Source organism: Enterobacter asburiae (assembly GCA_011754535.1).
Lineage (GTDB): Bacteria > Pseudomonadota > Gammaproteobacteria > Enterobacterales > Enterobacteriaceae > Enterobacter > Enterobacter cloacae_N.
Genome location: JAAQVN010000001.1, coordinates 2,639,641 through 2,656,718 on the forward strand (window position 1 = coordinate 2,639,641; position 17,078 = coordinate 2,656,718).

At 54.7% G+C, this 17,078-nt stretch carries 15 protein-coding genes; 3 read left to right on the forward strand and 12 right to left on the reverse strand.

Going from position 1 to position 17,078, the window contains the following annotated elements; translation table 11 throughout:
• The first annotated feature begins 59 nt into the window (after positions 1-59).
• Positions 60-566, forward strand: a complete 507-nt coding sequence (gene tpx / locus HBM95_12440) for a thiol peroxidase (protein ID NIH43737.1) — start codon at positions 60-62, stop codon at positions 564-566.
• 275 nt (positions 567-841) lie between these two features.
• Positions 842-2,050, forward strand: a complete 1,209-nt coding sequence (locus HBM95_12445; GenBank protein ID NIH43738.1) for an aldose 1-epimerase family protein — start codon at positions 842-844, stop codon at positions 2,048-2,050.
• A 33-nt stretch (positions 2,051-2,083) separates the two neighbouring features.
• On the opposite strand, the gene tyrR is transcribed toward HBM95_12445, so the two are convergent.
• The 3 genes from tyrR to HBM95_12460 form a co-directional block, all read right to left on the reverse strand.
• Positions 2,084-3,625: a transcriptional regulator TyrR gene (tyrR, locus tag HBM95_12450; protein ID NIH43739.1), complete on the reverse strand. Its 1,542-nt coding sequence runs from the start codon at positions 3,623-3,625 to the stop codon at positions 2,084-2,086.
• 112 nt (positions 3,626-3,737) lie between these two features.
• Entirely contained in the window at positions 3,738-4,790 is a 1,053-nt protein-coding gene (locus tag HBM95_12455; protein NIH43740.1) for a TIGR01620 family protein, read from the reverse strand.
• Positions 4,787-6,184 (reverse strand): YcjX family protein, encoded by a 1,398-nt coding sequence (locus HBM95_12460; protein ID NIH43741.1) that lies wholly within the window; start codon positions 6,182-6,184, stop codon positions 4,787-4,789. Before HBM95_12460 ends, HBM95_12455 begins: the two co-directional genes overlap by 4 nt.
• A 155-nt stretch (positions 6,185-6,339) precedes the next feature.
• On the opposite strand from HBM95_12460, the gene HBM95_12465 reads away from it, so the two are divergent.
• A complete protein-coding gene (locus HBM95_12465; protein ID NIH43742.1) occupies positions 6,340-7,350 on the forward strand; it encodes a LacI family transcriptional regulator in 1,011 nt (336 codons plus the stop codon).
• 33 nt (positions 7,351-7,383) lie between these two features.
• Here HBM95_12465 and HBM95_12470 read toward each other — a convergent pair whose 3' ends face one another.
• The 9 genes from HBM95_12470 to HBM95_12510 all read right to left on the reverse strand — a co-directional run bounded on the left by HBM95_12470 (position 7,384) and on the right by HBM95_12510 (position 17,059).
• Positions 7,384-8,298, reverse strand: coding sequence for an OmpG family monomeric porin (locus HBM95_12470; GenBank protein ID NIH43743.1), 915 nt, complete (start codon positions 8,296-8,298; stop codon positions 7,384-7,386).
• 66 nt (positions 8,299-8,364) lie between these two features.
• On the reverse strand, positions 8,365-9,447 hold the full coding sequence (locus HBM95_12475) for an ABC transporter ATP-binding protein (protein ID NIH43744.1): 1,083 nt from the start codon (positions 9,445-9,447) through the stop codon (positions 8,365-8,367).
• A gap of 13 nt (positions 9,448-9,460) precedes the next feature.
• The gene (gene pgmB, locus HBM95_12480) at positions 9,461-10,126 is read right to left on the reverse strand and encodes a beta-phosphoglucomutase (GenBank protein ID NIH43745.1); all 666 of its coding nucleotides are present in this window, start codon (positions 10,124-10,126) and stop codon (positions 9,461-9,463) included.
• A complete protein-coding gene (locus HBM95_12485; protein NIH43746.1) occupies positions 10,116-12,395 on the reverse strand; it encodes a glycoside hydrolase family 65 protein in 2,280 nt (759 codons plus the stop codon). Before HBM95_12485 ends, pgmB begins: the two co-directional genes overlap by 11 nt.
• Positions 12,389-13,447, reverse strand: a complete 1,059-nt coding sequence (locus tag HBM95_12490) for a Gfo/Idh/MocA family oxidoreductase (GenBank protein ID NIH43747.1) — start codon at positions 13,445-13,447, stop codon at positions 12,389-12,391. The genes HBM95_12485 and HBM95_12490 overlap by 7 nt, the downstream gene beginning before the upstream one ends.
• Before the next feature lie 11 nt (positions 13,448-13,458).
• Positions 13,459-14,247 carry a sugar phosphate isomerase/epimerase gene (locus HBM95_12495; protein ID NIH43748.1) on the reverse strand — a complete coding sequence of 263 codons (789 nt, stop codon included), beginning with the start codon at positions 14,245-14,247 and terminating at the stop codon, positions 13,459-13,461.
• 17 nt (positions 14,248-14,264) lie between these two features.
• Positions 14,265-15,317 (reverse strand): zinc-binding alcohol dehydrogenase, encoded by a 1,053-nt coding sequence (locus tag HBM95_12500; protein NIH43749.1) that lies wholly within the window; start codon positions 15,315-15,317, stop codon positions 14,265-14,267.
• A gap of 31 nt (positions 15,318-15,348) precedes the next feature.
• Positions 15,349-16,191: a carbohydrate ABC transporter permease gene (locus HBM95_12505; protein NIH43750.1), complete on the reverse strand. Its 843-nt coding sequence runs from the start codon at positions 16,189-16,191 to the stop codon at positions 15,349-15,351.
• Positions 16,178-17,059, reverse strand: coding sequence for a sugar ABC transporter permease (locus tag HBM95_12510; GenBank protein ID NIH43751.1), 882 nt, complete (start codon positions 17,057-17,059; stop codon positions 16,178-16,180). The genes HBM95_12505 and HBM95_12510 overlap by 14 nt, the downstream gene beginning before the upstream one ends.
• Positions 17,060-17,078 lie beyond the last annotated feature (19 nt).

Here is a 17,078-nt window from a genome sequence, read left to right on the forward strand (position 1 = left end):
TATCCGCGGATGGCATACACTAGCCCCGACGTTAACTATATGTAAACAGGAAGATATCTATGTCACAACTCGTTCATTTCCAGGGCAACCCGGTTGCTGTTGCAGGTTCCATTCCGCAGGCTGGCAGCAAAGCGCAGGCTTTTACTCTGGTGGCTAAAGATCTGTCTGACGTCACACTGGCTCAGTTTGCGGGTAAACGCAAAGTGCTGAACATTTTCCCGAGCATAGATACCGGGGTTTGCGCCGCATCCGTGCGTAAGTTCAACCAGCTGGCAACTGAAATGGACAACACCGTTGTGCTGTGCATTTCTGCTGACCTGCCGTTCGCCCAGTCTCGCTTCTGCGGCGCTGAAGGCCTGAGCAACGTTATCACTCTCTCCACCCTGCGCAGCCCGGATTTCCTCGAAAATTACGGCGTCAGCATCGCCGAAGGCCCTCTGAAAGGTCTGGCAGCACGCGCGGTACTGGTTCTTGATGAAAACGACACTGTCGTCTTCAGCGAACTGGTTAATGAAATCACTACCGAGCCGGATTACACCGCCGCGCTGGACAAGCTGAAAGCATAATCATTACTTAGCATTTTATACCGCTTTTTCAAAACCTCGCTATGGCGGGGTTTTTTATTAATCGCCAGCTGAATCGTTAAAGCAACAATCAGTTCGGATCACAATATTTATGCAAAATAGCGTTGAGAATTCAGCGATAAAGCGGTCAAACTCGCAAATCAATCGTTAAATATCCCTGTATTCACCCTCAGTGAGGCACATCACATTTCCCTCATCGGCAAAACATTAGATTTGCTTACGATGTTAAATAATCGTTTCAGCAAAAAGGGATAAATATGAAAATAAAACTGGCTTTAACGCTCCTTTCGGTACTGGTTTCGGGCCATGCCGCAGCTAAAACCTGGGTGCTGACAAGCGCTGAAAGCAGCGTGGAAAAAGGAAACTGGAAGATTTCCAGCGATGAGCTGAAAATTAACGATCGAACGTTCAGCATTGAGCAAAAAGTGTTGCACGGCGGCAGGCAGGAAGGCAGTAAAGTTATCGTCATCAGCAGTAAAAATGGCCTGACCATCACCTTAAGCCCGACGCGCGGGATGAACCTTCTGCATGTTGAAGGATTTGGCACCAGACTGGGCTGGAACTCGCCCGTTAAGGAGGTCGTTAACCCGGCGTATATTAATCTGGAAAGCCGAAACGGGCTTGGCTGGCTGGAAGGTTTCAACGAGATGATGGTCCGCTGTGGCTACGAATGGACTGGGCACCCGGTCACCGCTGACGGCCAGATTTACACCCTGCACGGTAAGGCAGGCAACACCCCGGCCTCTCAGGTGGAGGTAGAAATTGCGGATGCTGCCCCGCATGAAATTCGTATTCGCGGTCTCATCAAAGAAAGCACGTTTAAAAAAGCGGATCTGCAAACTATGACCGAACTGCGTTACGTTCCGGGAACCAACCAGTTCAGCCTGCATGACGTTCTGACAAACCATGCCGATTACCCTCATGATTACCAAATCATCTATCACAGCAACTTCGGGGCACCAGTCCTCGAAGAAGGCGCGCGCTTCCTTGCCCCCGCGGCAAGCGTAAGCCCGTTCAATGATTACGCGAAAGCGGGCGTTAACGACTGGCAAACCTACGCCGGGCCGACAAAAGGCTTTGATGAGATGGTCTTTAATATCAAACCGCTCGCCGACAGCAACCACGAAACCCTCGCAGCGGTGGTGAATAAAGCCGGTGACAAAGGCGCATCGATTCAGTTTGATACCCGCCAGCTCCCGGTGCTGACCCTGTGGAAAAATACCGATACGCCAAAACAGGGCTATGTCACGGGGATTGAGCCGGGCACCAGCTACGCCTACCCCGTCACCATTGAACGCGAGCAGAAGCGGGTTAAGCAGCTGTCACCAGGGGCCAGCGCTCAGTTTGATCTGACCTATACCCTGCTACACAGCTCGCAGCAGGTGAAAGATGTCGAAAGCAGGATTGCGTCGATTCAGGGAGAGACAAAAACAGAAATCGTAACCACACCGCTGGCAAAGGAATAACCATCAAAAAAGCCTCTTTACAGAGGCTTTTTGTTATTCGTCACCTTTCTTATGATTTAACCCATACTCACGAAGCTTATTCGCAATCGCGGTATGCGAGACGCCAAGACGTTTTGCCAGCTTTCGGGTGCTGGGATAGCTGCGGTACAGCTGCGTAAGCACGGAGCGCTCAAAGCGGCTGGTGATATCATCCAGCGAGCCTTCCATCGCCTCTTCGCCTACCGACACTGTCCCGGCGTCGTAATCCGGCAACAGGATATCCTGGGGGCGCAGTTCATAGCCTTCCAGCTGGGTCAGCGCACGATAAACGGCGTTTTTAAGCTGACGGATGTTGCCCGGCCAGCCGTAGCGCATGAGCACCGTGCCGAGATCGGCAGACAGCTTCGGACGCGGAACCCCCTGCTCGTCGGCAAAGCGGGCCACAAACAGCTCCGTTAGCGGCATGATGTCCTGCGGACAGTCGCGCAGCGGCGGAATGTTCAGCGTCAGGACGTTAAGGCGGTAATAGAGATCCTCACGGAAGATCCCCTTTTGCACCAGCTCCACCAGGTTTTTCTGGGTGGCGCAGATAACGCGCACGTCCACATGCACTTCGTGATCCTCTCCGACGCGGCGGAAGGTCCCGTCGTTCAGGAAGCGCAGCAGTTTGGCCTGCATACGCGGCGACATTTCGCCGATTTCATCCAGCAGCACGGAGCCGCCGTTGGCCTGCTCGAAGAACCCTTTCTTGCCTTCCGGCGCGTGACCAAACAGCTCGCTTTCAACAGCATCTTCCGGAATCGAGGCACAGTTAAGTGCCAGATACGGTTTTGCCGCACGCGGGCTTGCCAGGTGCACGGCGTGCGCCAGCAGATCTTTCCCGGTACCGGTATCGCCGGTAATCAGCAGCGGCGCGGTCAGGCTGGCAAGCTTGCGCGCCTGGTCAACCACATGGCGCATTTTCGGGCTGACGGCAATAATCTGGCTGAACGCGCCGACATCCTGGCTGGAGAGGTTTTGCAGCTGGCGACCCATGCGCAGCGTCGAGCGCAGCATGATCACCGAACCGGTCAATACGCGGGTGTCTCCTTCCCCTTTCAGATAGACCGGGGTGATCTCCATCAGGAAATTCTGCCCGTTTATCACCACGTGCTCGCTATGCGTATTCTGCGGATTGCTGTCCAGCCAGCGCTGGAAGTTAAAACCGGGGATCAGCTGCGCGGCGTGGTGATTGCTGAGCTTCTCCTGGCTCTGCGCGAAAAGCTGGCAGCTCGCGTGGTTAACGCGCTCGACTTTACTTTTCAGATCCAGAGAGAGGAACGGCTCAGGCATCGCTTCAAGCAGCGCGCTCAGGGCGAGGTGCTCACGTTCGGAGGGCATCCAGGGGATGGTGCGTACATCCGTAACGCCAGCGATACGGCGGATTTCCGCCATCAGGCTGCTGAAGGTGTTAAATTCAATTTCGGCAAAATTGAGGTAAATTCGCCCGACAGGATCGATCTCAATGCCACGTAAATCAATGCTACGTAAAACAAGAAGATCGAGTAACTCGCGGGTCAGACCGAGACGGTCTTCACAGAAGACTTCAAGACGCATGGGAAATTCACCGTTTTAAGCCAATAACCTTAAAATGATATGTCAGAACACGGTGAACCGGAAGATGGCTGTCAACAAATATTGACAGCCAGCACGATTAATGAACAACGCCTCACGGAGCCGGCTTTTTATTGAGCGTATCTTTCAGCTGACCGATCAGCTCTCGCCTGAAATCCCCCAGCCGCGGCTTATCGCCATCAATCCACGGCAGCGGTCGGCACACCTCCATCGCTTTGATACCCAAACGCGCCGTCAGTAAGCCCGCGCCAATGCCCTGAGCGGCACGGGCGGAGAGACGCGCCGCCAGATCCTGCGACATCCAGTCCATTCCCACTTCGCGCACCAGCTCGCTCGCGCCCGCAAAGGCGATATTGAGCAGGACCAGTTTGAACAGCCTGAGCCGGCTGTAGTAACCCAGCTCAATGCCGTAAAGGTTCGCGATACGGTTGATGAGGCGCAGGTTACGCCAGGCGATAAAGGCCATATCCACCAGCGCCAGCGGGCTGACGGCAATCATCAGCGTAGACTCCGCCGCCGAGCGGCTAATCTCGCGTCGCGCCTGCGCATCCAGTACCGGCTGAACCATATGGGAATAGAGCGTGACCACCTCCCGGTCATTCTGGGTTTCATGGATGGCGGCATACCAGCGCTGAAGCGCCGGATGTGACTGATCGATACCGGCCTGGCTGGCCAGTTTTTCGCAGAAGGCGCGGCCTTTGCCGGTGCCGTGGCTGTGGAGAAGATCCCGCGCTTCATCACGCTCGTGCGCGCGCTGTCGCAAACGCCAGAGGCGGCGCCACTCGGTGGCAACCGACCCGATACCTGCCCCCACGATGAGCGCGCCCGCGGCACAACCGCCCAGCGCGACCCAATCCTGGGTTTGCCAGGCGTTCATCGCCCACTGCACGCCCTGCCCGACCACGCTGACGCCAAACAGCGCAAGACCGGCGGTGACCATCTTGCGCCACAGGCTGCGTTTCGGGCGCAGAGCGGCTTCCACGACCGCCTCCGCCGGACCTTCCTCAACGGCGGTATCGTCCGGCAGCGCCGGGGCAAAGTTCTCCGCCTGCGCGCCGCTGAACGTCTGCGCCGTTTTAAAGGCGTCCTGACGATCAGGTTCAAGCGTTCCGGTAAAGTCTATGCGCGGTTTTAACGGTTCCGTCATCGCAATTTATCTCCAATCAAAAACTCCAGCGCCGCATCCAGACGGATGTGCGGTAACGGCCGATCGACGCTCATGGTCTGAGGGCGGAAGGCTTCAAACTGGAAGCCCTGGCTCTGCCAGAAGGTCTGGCCCGGCAGCCGCGCGGGGACTTCGCCGGGATAGACCGTAAGCGGCTCGCCGTCACTGAGCCGATTCCCGCGTAATGCCGGTATTTTCTCGCCGTTAAGGTCAATCAGGCCGCTTTGCGTCGCCTGCACCGATGCGAGCCCGAGGCAATCCATACTGATGCCTTCAAACGCGGCGTTTTGCCAGGCGTCCTGCACCAGTTGTTGCAGCAGAGAAACCATGTTGGCGTGCTGATCGACCGTAACGTGATCGGCTTTTGTGGCTGCAAACAGCAGCTTGTCGATCACCGGTGAGAACAGACGACGGAACAGCGTCCGCTGCCCGTAGTGGAAACTCTGCATCAGTTGCGTCAGCGCGAGGCGCATATCGTTAAATGCCTGCGGCCCGCTGTTGAGCGGCTGCAGGCAATCCACCAGCACAATCTGGCGGTCGAAACGTAAAAAGTGGTTTTTATAAAAACCTTTGACCACCTTTTCACAGTAGTAATTGTAACGCTCGCGTAGCATTCCGGCGTTCGTGTGTTTGTCTGCCTGCGCCAGCTTCGACTCGCCTGCGCCGTCCACGTCCGGCCACGGGAAGAACTGCAGCGCGGGCGCGCCTGCTAAATCACCCGGCAAGACAAAACGGCCCGGCTGGATAAAGTGCAGCCCTTCCTGTTTGCACTGATGCAGATAGGCCGTCCAGGCTTCAGCAATGGTCGCCAGACGGTTTTCATCCGCAGGCGCCAGCGGATCCAGGCCTTCGCACAGCTGTCGCCACTTCGTCGACCACTCTGCGCGTTGCCCCTGCAACAAGCCTGTCATCTGACGAGACCAGCTGAGGTAGTCCTGCCCCAGCATCGGCAGGTCGAGCAGCCATTCGCCAGGATAATCGACGATTTCCAGATACAGGGTGGAGGTATCCTTAAAGTGACGTATCAGCGATTCATTAGAGCGAAAGCGCAGCGCAAGGCGAATTTCACTGACGCCTCGCGTCGGCGTCGGCCACGCGGGCGGATCGCCGTAAAGCTGCGCCAGCCCTTCGTCATAGGTAAAACGCGGTATGCCAAAATCACGCTGAGGGACGCGCTTAACGCCCAGCAGACGCTCTTCCCGCACGGCGCTGAGCAACGGCAGGCGCGCGCCGGCGTGCAGGTTCAGCAACTGGTTTACCATTGCGGTGATGAACGCCGTCTTACCGCTGCGGCTCAGGCCGGTGACAGCCAGACGCAGATGTCGATCAACGCCGCGGTTCACCAGTGAGTTGAATTCGTTCTTAAATCGCTTCATCGCCATCCTTCATTGCCCGGAAGCCTGGAATGTATGGCTTCAGAATACAATAAATGGGGGCAGATCGTTGATTATCAATTCTTATTTATTGCTATTGCCGTTTTCTCTCCAGTAAGATGAACCACATTGCTGTCAGTCCGGAGTGAGTAAGGTGTATGTCACCCACCATCTATGATATCGCACGGGTTGCGGGCGTATCGAAATCAACCGTTTCCCGAGTTCTGAATAAACAAACGAATATTTCCCCTGAAGCGCGAGACAAAGTGCTGAAGGCGATAGACGAATTAAATTATCAGCCCAACAAACTGGCCCGCGCCCTGACCTCTTCTGGCTTCGATGCCATTATGGTTATTTCGACCCGCTCGACCAAAACCACAGCCGGTAACCCTTTTTTCTCCGACGTTCTTCATGCCATTACGGCAAAAGCGGAAGAAGAAGGATTCGACGTTATTTTACAAACCTCGAAAAGCAGTGAGGACGATCTGCAGAAGTGCGTAGGGAAAATAAAGCAGAAGATGATCAAAGGGATCATCATGCTGAGTTCACCGGCAAACGAATCTTTTTTCACCACGCTGGACGAATACGGTGTGCCCGTAGTGGTTATTGGGAAAGTAGAAGGTAAGTTCCAGAATATTTATTCTGTTGATACGGACAATTTCCACGACAGCGCTATTTTGGTCGATTCGTTTATTAAACATGGACGAACAAAAATTGCCTGTCTGCATGCCCCGCTCGATTATCACGTTTCTATCGATCGCCTTGCTGGCTATAAATCCAGCCTTGAGAAGCAGGGTATCGCCATTAACCCGGATTGGGTCATTGATGGCGGATATACCCATGAAAGCGCGCTTCAGGCAGCCTGCAAATTACTCTCGTCCGATAACCCGCCCAATGCCGTTTTTGCCACAGACAGCATGAAATTGCTGGGTCTTTATCGGGCAGCGGATGGGTTAAATCTGATGGTTCCCGAGCAGGTTGCCATGGCAGGATACAGCGATCCGATGCTGTCTCTCGTATTAACTCCTGCTCCCGGTGGGTTTGATATCCCGACGAGAAAGCTCGGCGAAGAGAGCTGCAACGTGTTATTTAAGCGTATTGCGGGTAAACCTGCGCCGCATAAGGTATTGGTTGAAACGCATTTTTCGAATGCAGCGTCCTTGCGCTAAAAACCAGGGGCAATCGCCCCTGGTAAAACGTTATCAGAACGCGTAGTTTACGCCGACACCCGCATAGTGGAAGCGATCGCTCTCACCTTCATCGTGGTTTTCCCATTCGTAGGCATATTCCAGCGTCATGGATAAACCGTTGTTAAAATCATAGGCGTACAGCATACCCAGACGGTTGAAATCATGCCCTTCACGCGCTGGATCGTCCTGCCAGTCCCAGTTTGACCAGCGATCGAGACCCAGTCGGGTATAAGGCGTTAACGTCGTCTGGCCTAACGAAATCGGCAGATAGGCACGAATTTCCTGGGTAGAAAACTCGCCGTTATTGCGCGAGCTGTCCATATTGAAGCCGCGCTCTAAATAGTAATTCACCTTGGCGGAGACGGTTTCATTAATAGTCCAGGTAAAGCCCGTTTCAGTCTCGACGCGGCTGTCAGAATAACCGGTTTTTTCCAGATCGTTGGCAAACTGGTACATGGCAAACCAGCCGCCAAAGCGCCAGTCGTCGGTTAATTTAATATCCCAGTCAGGCTGAACTTTGTAGCGCTGCATATTAGCGCTGCCGTCTTTGGCACCGTGCTCATCTTTAAAGTGATAACCATAATTGCGGAAGCCACCGGTCAGACCGAAAGTAAAATCATCGGTGCCGATAAAGCGATAGCGTAATTCAAATTCCGGGCGATCGAAATAGGTACCACGCGTCATGCTGCTATAATCAACCGGTCCTTCCTGATACATTGCCAAAGAGATCGTCCAGGCATCCCATGTTGCATTAAACCACACGGAAGGTTCATATAATCCATCTTTATCGTCGCCCTGACCTTCGACGTTTTCAATTTCATACATGGCACCGATATTAAACGCCCACTGCTTTGCGGATTCTGTTGCTTGCGCGCAGCTAACCCCTGCGCACAGAACGAGCGCAGCACTTCTTAGTAGAGTACTCATTAAATATTCCCTTTATAATTAACAAACAAAAAAACCGGAAATTTGCATTTCCGGCAAACACCTTTCTTATCTAATAGCCGCTTCGGTATCGGCGTCGAAGAAATGGCACTTATTCATATCGAACTGAATGCCGATAGTATCTCCGGCTACATAGTCATTGGCCGCACCAGCACGGACAACCAGTTCATGGCCGCCCACGGTGGCATAAAGCATAAATTCGGCTCCGGTAAGCTCGGCGACGCTGACTTTCGCCGTGATATCTTCTCCGCTGCTCTGCAGGGTGAGAATATCTTCCGGACGGATCCCGAAGACGACCGCTTTACGCTGGTAACCTTGCGCATTCAGCTCGGCCAGCTTGTCCTCAGGGATCTCCAGACGCAGCGTTTCCGTTACGAAATAGCGATCGTCGATAGCGCCACGAATGAAGTTCATCGCCGGAGAGCCAATGAACCCTGCGACAAACATATTTGCCGGCTCGTTGTATACCTGCTTCGGCGCACCCACCTGCTGAATGATGCCGTCTTTTAGGATCACGATGCGGGTCGCCATCGTCATGGCTTCCGTCTGGTCGTGCGTTACATAGATCATGGTGGTGTTAAGCTTCTGGTGCAGCTTGCTGATTTCGGCACGCATCTGCACACGAAGCTTGGCATCGAGGTTGGATAACGGCTCATCCATCAGGAAGACGCCCGCTTCACGCACGATCGCCCTGCCCAGCGCCACGCGCTGGCGCTGACCACCCGATAAAGCACCGGGTTTACGCTTCAGATATTCACGTAACCCCAAAATCTGCGCCGCCCAGTTAACGCGCTCTTCAATCACCGCGGGCGCTATTTTTTGCATTTTCAGGCCAAACGCCATGTTGTCGTAGACCGTCATATGCGGATAAAGCGCGTAGTTCTGGAATACCATCGCAATATCGCGAGACTTGGCGGGCACGTCATTCATGCAAACGCCGTCGATAATCAGTTCACCCGCGCTGATCTCCTCAAGACCGGCAATCATTCGCAGTGTGGTGGATTTACCGCATCCCGACGGACCGACGAAAACAATAAACTCTTTGTCTTCAATTTCGAGGTTGAAATCTTTAACCACGTGGACCTGGTTATCATAGATTTTCTGAATATGTTTCAGAGACAGTTGAGCCATAATTTATTCCTTATCAATACGCCCGGCACGCCCAGAAATCTGTCAGGCATTTCCAGGTCAATTCCCGCGTTGAATGAAGTTGTAATCCCGCATGGTTAAGGCCAGGCCCAATCCCGACCGACAGCATTCCTGCGGCGTTGATTGCTTCAACACCCGCAGCGGCATCTTCAATGCCGATGGCCTCTTCAGGGCGCACATTCAGCCCCGCACAGGCCGCAAGAAAGATCTCCGGGTCCGGCTTTGAGCGGCGAATGCGGGAAGCATCAGCGCAAAAATCGAAGGCCCGATCGATGCCCAGCGCGTGCAAAATCCCTGGGGCATTGAGCGATACGGATGCCAGCCCAATTTTGACCTTCGCGGCACGGATCTCCGCCAGCACGTCGCGGATCCCCGGCAGCAGAGAATCCTGCGTTAGTGATGCCAGCGACTGGAAGTAAAGCGCGTTTTTTTTCGTCGCAAGCGCCAGGCACTGCTCCTCGCTAAACATCCCCGTTTTATCGCCATGCTTGAGAATGCGCTGGAGGGAATCCATGCGGCTTATCCCCTTCAGCTGTTCGTTAAAAACTTCATCAAAGGTGATGCCAATGTCTTCCGCCACGGCGCGCCACGCCAGAAAGTGGAGATGTGCGGTATCGGTGATCACACCGTCCAGATCGAATACGACAGCCTTAAGCGTCATGGTGCCCCTCCGTGGTAGCGGTCCCAAATGCGAATGCAGAAAAGTCCTTACAGGCGCAAACTTTTCGCTCCGATACGTGCAGCGTTTTGCCCCACAGCGTCAGCGTGGCAGGTGCCGTGGTTTCAATGGTTAACACCTCGTTTTCATAGGTGAAGTGCATGGTTGCGTTCCGCCACCGCAGCGGGAAAGCGAGTTTCTGCCAGTGAGCAGGCAGTTTCGGCGCGAGATGCAGTTCCCCTTCAATGATTTGCAGGCCAGCAAACCCCTGAATTGCGCCAGACCAGATCGCACCGGTGGCCGCGGCATGAATGCCCTCATCGCTGCTGTGCGGATCGTCGCCCAAATCAATGGCGATTCCGTCGCGCCAGAAGGCATAGGCCCCCTGCGTGTCACCGCAGCGCGCGAGGACAATCCCGTGAATGGCCTTGCTCAGGGATGAGTCATGGATCGTGCGTGGCTCATAGAACGCCAGATTGGTGGCGCATTGCTGTGGCGTAAACCGTTCCGGCAACAGGTAGTTAAGCATCACCACATCGGCCTGCTTAAGGATCTGCATCTCGTTCACTTCCGCGCGGGAATAATCGAGCAGAATCGTCTGTTTACCCGCTTTGGCTTTGTAGCGGCTCAGATCGATGGCAGGTTTAGACATGAAGGTATCATCCTGCGGGATCACACCGTCTGCATCAGCCTCTGGCAGCCATAAGCGCGCCAGGAACTGCGTGGCATTCTCCGTGAAACGCACATCCTCACGCTCAAACATCGCCATAAACTGGCGCGCGCAGGCCACGTTATGCCAGGCCAGATAGTTGGTGTAGGCGTTGTTGTTCACGTGCTCGGTGTATTCGTCCGGTCCGATCACGTCATGGATTTCCAGACGACCATTGATTTCAGTGGCGCGTCCCATCCAGAACAAGGCCGTTTCCATCAGCAGCGTCAGGCCTTCGTTACGCATAAAGGCATCATCGTGCGTCGCTTGCCAGTAAGCAACGACGGCCCAGGCGATATCTGCCACAATGTGATGTTCAGCGAGTGCGGAAGCCACCTTCTGGCGTACCCCGGTGCGGATGTTAATCGCCGCGAACTCTGGCGTCTCTTCCTCTCCGCTTGCGGCGCTTTCCCATGGGAACAGCGCGCCAGGCCAGCCGTTACGACGGGCTTTTTCCCGGGCGCCTGAGAGATTAAGCCAGCGATAGCGCAGGAGGCTACGGGCAATCTGCGGGCGGGTAAACAGATGGAAAGGCAGCAGGAAAATTTCGGTATCCCAGAAAACGTGGCCTTTATAACCCTCTCCCGTCAGCCCTTTTGCAGCAATACTGCTTCGCTCATCATGGGCAGGCGTCATCGTGGTCAGATGCCAGACAGCATAATCCAGCGCCATCTGATCCTGATGTTCAGCGGAAGCCACCTCCACCCGAGCGTCACGCCAGACGTCTTTCCAGGCATACGCTGAGCTTTCAAGCAACGCGTCGTAACCTCTTGCCGCAGAGACTTTGAGATCGGCCAGTGCGTTGCGCGCGAAAGACTCCTGCGACAGCGCTTTATCACTGCGATGCGTCAGCCAGACGATTTTCTCAAGCGTGACAGTGTCACCCTGAGCAATCGTCAGCGAATGGTGAACGCTGAGACGACGATTTTTGGCGGTGAAGCAGCTGTCGCTCTTCGCTGAGAGCTGACAAAACGCCGAAACAACTACTTCTGACGCCCGATCCTGCGTTTCATACACGCCCTGCATGTAGTGCTGGTCAAAAACCCTGACCGAGACTTCATCCAGATGCTGTCTGCCGCTGTTCGTTTGCGTTGCGTCGATGCCGGTTTTCAGCACCGCGTGCGTGGCGTCATCAAGAGGCGTGATCGAGAGCTGCATAGCCACTAAAGGCAACTGGTCCAGCGACACAAAACGACGGCTCTCCAGCCTATAGTGCTTCCCGTTGGGTGAACGCCAGACCACGTTACGATGCAGCTCGCCGTTCGCAAAGGCCAGCTCGCGCTGCCACTCAAGGATTTCCCCTGAAAGGAGGGTGAAATTGATGCCATCCAGCTCAACATCAATCCCGGTGATATCCGGCAGATTGACCAGCTCAGTGGTCTCATTGCGCCCCGCGCGATGATACAGCCCCGCGAGATACATGCCTCTGGTCTGCTGGGTGTAATCTTCTTCGTGCACAGCGCGAATGCCCATGTAGCCATTGCCGGTGGCCATGACAGAGGCATATTTATTCAGGCTGTGAGGACAAAAGCCCGGATCGGTTAATACAGACACGTTCAGCATAATGTCACGCTTTCCCCTGTTTCTGCTGATTCATACAGCGCGGCGACAAGCTGCTGAATAACCAGTCCCTGTTCTGCATCGGCAATCATGACGGGCTCTCCCTGCACATGGCGTACAAAGGCATCCATGCTGCGCAGATGGCGCTGATCGTCCGCCTCTTCGCGCTGGGTAACGGTTTCTAAAACACCGGCTTCGTCGTTGTAGATGTGCGCCGGGAACAGCGTTGCACCCGCCTTTTCTCCGCAGAAAGAGGCGTTCATGATGGACTGCTCGCGAATGTTAAGCGCAAAGGAGGTGTCCAGACGCAGAATGCCGCCGTTGCAGAATTCAATCGTGCCAAACAGGGCATCTTCCACGGTAAATTGCGCAGGATCCCACTCGCCAAACTGACCGGCGCTTTTACGGTTTCCCAGCCTCTGGAAGCTGTGCGCGGTCACCCGTTTTACCGCCGGGAAACCCAGAACATACATTGCGGCGTCAAGCATATGAATGCCGATATCAATCAGCGGTCCGCCACCCTGTAACGATTTGTTGGTAAAAACGCCCCATCCCGGTACGCCGCAGCGGCGCAGCGCCTGCGCCGAGGTAAAGTAAACTTCACCGAGCGTCCCGTTCATTACCGCATCACGCAGCAGTTGGGTATCCAGGGCAAAGCGATGGTGAAAATCGTACGCCAGGACTTTTCCTGCCTTGCGCGCCGCGATGCGCATCTGGTCGGCCTGTTCCGGCGTCATCGCCGGGGGCTTTTCACACATAACGTGGCAACCTGCTGCAAGGGCCGCCATCACGTGTTCAAAATGGAACCGGTTGGGCGAACAGACGCTCACCACATCCGGTTTTACTGCCTGCAACATCTCGTGAGCGTCCTGCCATGCCGATGGAATAGCATAACGTTCCGCGAACGCCTGTGCCTGCTCAAGGCGGCTGTCCATGACAGCCACCATTTGAACATCACTGCGCGTGGCGTAATACGAGGCATGCACTTTGTCCGCGACCTGCCCGGCGCCAATAATGGCGACGCGCAGAGGCGAAGGTGTAGAAGCACTCATCACGCTCGTCATCCTTAGCATTCACGCAAATAAGTGAGAGAGTCCTGATAAGCCTTAGCCGGATCCTCGGCGCGAACACGGCATTCATATACCACGTATCCCTGATAGTTATCGGCACGCAGCTGGTCGAACAGGCTGGCAAAATCAAGGCTGCCGCTGCCCGGCTGATAGCGATGATTATCTGCAATGTGCACATGACCCAGCAGATCGCGGTTCTGATGCAGCGCGTCCGTCAGCGAGTCTTCTTCAATGTTCATATGATAGAAGTCGCCGATGATCTGCACGTGCTTCAGGCCGTTCTCTTCGATATAACGACGCGCGTCTGCCAGGGTGTTGATCATATGATCCTGATAGCGGTTCAGCGGTTCCAGGTAGACGGTAGTACCGGTGCGCGCCGCCACCTCATCCAGCCAGCGCAGCGAGGCGCTAACCGCTTTGCGGTCACCGTCGAGGCTGCGTGGGGAGGTCATTGGCGGCAGGCGGAAGGTAAACATCCCCCAGGCAGCAGGCACGATAATGCCCTTCCCGCCGACTTCCGCGAGCGCTTCCAGAATGCGTTCGATCTGCTGTAACCCGTTCAGACGGCGTTCTTCGATGAAATCACCGATCCAGCCATCGTATCCGCCACATGCTGTCGTCACCGGCAGGCCAGTGGCTTTGATAGCGGCTTTCACTTCGTCCAGGTTTTCAACCAGCAGGCGGCCGTCAATTTCGTAGCCATCAAAACCCATTGCTTTGATGTACTCGAATTTTTCCATGATGCTGGACGGGAAAAAGGCCTGGTTTTGTGTTGCGATCTTCATGATTTGCTGTCCTTAGCTTAAAAAGTGACGCCCATTTTGATACTGAGTTCCGGGTGCTGATCGACATACTTCATATAGCTCTCCGGGCTGGTGGCGAAGGTCACGACCGGGTCGATCAGATCTTCACAATTCAGATAACCGTTCATCAGCAATTCCCAGCAGGTCTCTTCGATACGCTTGCGGCTCCAGCGCGGATAGTCCGGGTTGGGTTCACTGCAGGCGCGGGAGAAGACAATCTTCGCATTGTTGAAATGCGCTTCGCGGCCGAGGTTGAAACCCGCGGCAAACGGCTTGGCGAACGCCACGTAGGAAATGGTTCCGCCATAGGCGAGTCCGCGCAGCGCAGACTGCAGTGCATCCGCAAACCCGCTGGTTTCGATGATCACGTCTGCGCCCTGCTTGCCGGTCAGCTTTTTAATTTCCAGACCCACATCGGTACCGATTGGATTCAGGCAGTGGTCCGCACCGTGACGACGAGCGATCTCACAGCGATGTTCAATAGGATCAACGCCGATAACCACTGACGCACCGGCTTTTTTCGCCAGCTGAATTGCAATCTGTCCAATGGCTCCCAGACCGACCACGACAACAAAGTCACCCACGCGGACGTTGGCATCACGCACGCCGCTCATGGCGAACTGCGCCGGATCGTAGCAAACGGCATTCTTCCAGGACGCGCCCTGCGGCATTTTACGCAGCTTATAGTTGTTCACCGCGTTAACGATGACCGTTTCCTGCAGCGGGCCGTAGCAGCAGACGCTGTCGCCGACCTGGTATTCCGTCACGTCTGCACCGCATTCAATAATGTCGCCAACGATCATGTTACCCAGCTGGAACTTACCGAATTCGATACCGCGCGCAGCGCCCTCTTCACGCGGCGTGAACATCTGCCACTCTGCGTTGAACTCTTCATCAATAAACGGGCTTGCCGCGCGGAAATCCACGACTTCCGTTCCGTGCTTCGGGGCGCCAAAGCGGGCGCGAATTTTCACTTCATGTGCTTCCACAGCACGGTCTTCATACTCCACCAGCGCCGCCACGCGTGGCGCTGTCGCAACTAACTTCTTCATAACTTGCTCCTGATAAAAAAAATTGGCCGCCTTAGCCCTTGACGCCACCGGCGGTCAAACCACTTTTAATAAAACGTTCAGAGAGTGCGTACATGATGACTACCGGAAGCGCCGTCACCAGCGATGCCGCCATCATGCGACCCCAGATATAATCTGGCGTACTAAAGAGCGTGTTCAGCCCGACCGGCAGAGTAAAGTTGCTGGCACTGGACAGGAAAATGGAGGCAAACAGGTAGTCGTTCCATGCCACCATGAAGCAGTAAACAAACACCGACACGAGACCGGAAATGGCCAGCGGCACGGTAATGCGGAAGATGATTTGCAGTCGGTTCAGACCATCCATCATCGCGGCCTCTTCTATTTCGTCCGGAATGGTGTCGAAATAGCTGCGCAGCATGAATACCGCCGTAGGCAATGTCTGGGTCACCATGGTGATAATCAGCGCCAGTTCAGTGTCATAAATGCCGAGCGCGGTAATGATTTTGAACAGCGGCACCACCAGCAATATCCCGGAGAACATATAGACGGTGTAGAAGCTCGCATTGATCGTCGTGCGTCCTTTAAAACGCAGCTTGGACAAGGCGTAAGCGCCCAGCGTGCCGAGAAACACCGCAATTACCGACGACGTCAGCGACACCACCATGCTGTTGCGGAAGTAATCCACAAACGGGAAGATCAGCGGGTTAAAGATGTCGACATAATGCTGAAGCGTCCACGCCTGCGGCAGAATAGTCGGATTCAGCGATATGGCCTCTTTCGCGCTCTTGAATGACGTCATCAGCATCACGAAGAACGGGAACAGCGTGATAATCAGAAATACCGCCAGCCCCAGATAGAAACCAATACGGCCCAGTATGCGTTTATTTGTTGCCATTGAGGTTTACCCTTTTTCTGGTCAGCAGAATGACGGCGAAGATGATCACAAACAGCACAACGGAAATGGCGGCTGCTTTACCCAGATCGTTGAATGCAAAGGCGGTTTTATAGAGATACACGCCCAGAATATCGACCTTCGTGGTCAGCAGATAAACATCCGCAAACATGTAGAACATCCAGATAGTTCGCAGCGTGACCACCGTTGCCAGCACAGGCATGATGGCGGGCAACGTGACGATACGGAAACGCTGCCAGGCGTTTGCCCCATCCATCTCTGCCGCTTCGTACAACGATTTATCAATGGTCTGCAAAATTGCCAGGAATGAGATAAAGGCATACGGGAAGTAACGCCAGATGGCGAACAGCACCACCAGCACAAAGCTGCTGCCAGGGTTGTCGAACCAGAGCGGCGCCTGGTCATACAGATGCAGCAGATCGACGCCCAAATAGTTCACGATTCCGTAGCCGTTGTTGAACATGTATTTCCAGGCAAACACCAGGGAAATAGACGGCGTCACGTAGGATAAAATCACCAGCGAACGCGCCGTCTTACGCAGACGAAACTCACGGTTAAAGAAGATGGCGACGGCAAGCCCCAGCCCGGTGCTGCCGAGCACGACCAGCGCCGTATACCAGAACGTCATCCACAGTGAATGCCAGAACGCAGCATCCCCCAGAATGCGGATGTAGTTATCCAGGCCGACGAACACCGCATCAATACGCGGGTTAAGCGGCAGACGTAAAAAACTGATTTCAATATTGGAAATCATTGGCCAGGCCACCAGGCCCCCCAGCAAAATCAGGCTGGGGGCCAACAGCAGCATGGCGAAAGGCATATCTGAACGACCAGAAAACAACGTCTTCATAATTTCCTTCCGCAGAGCG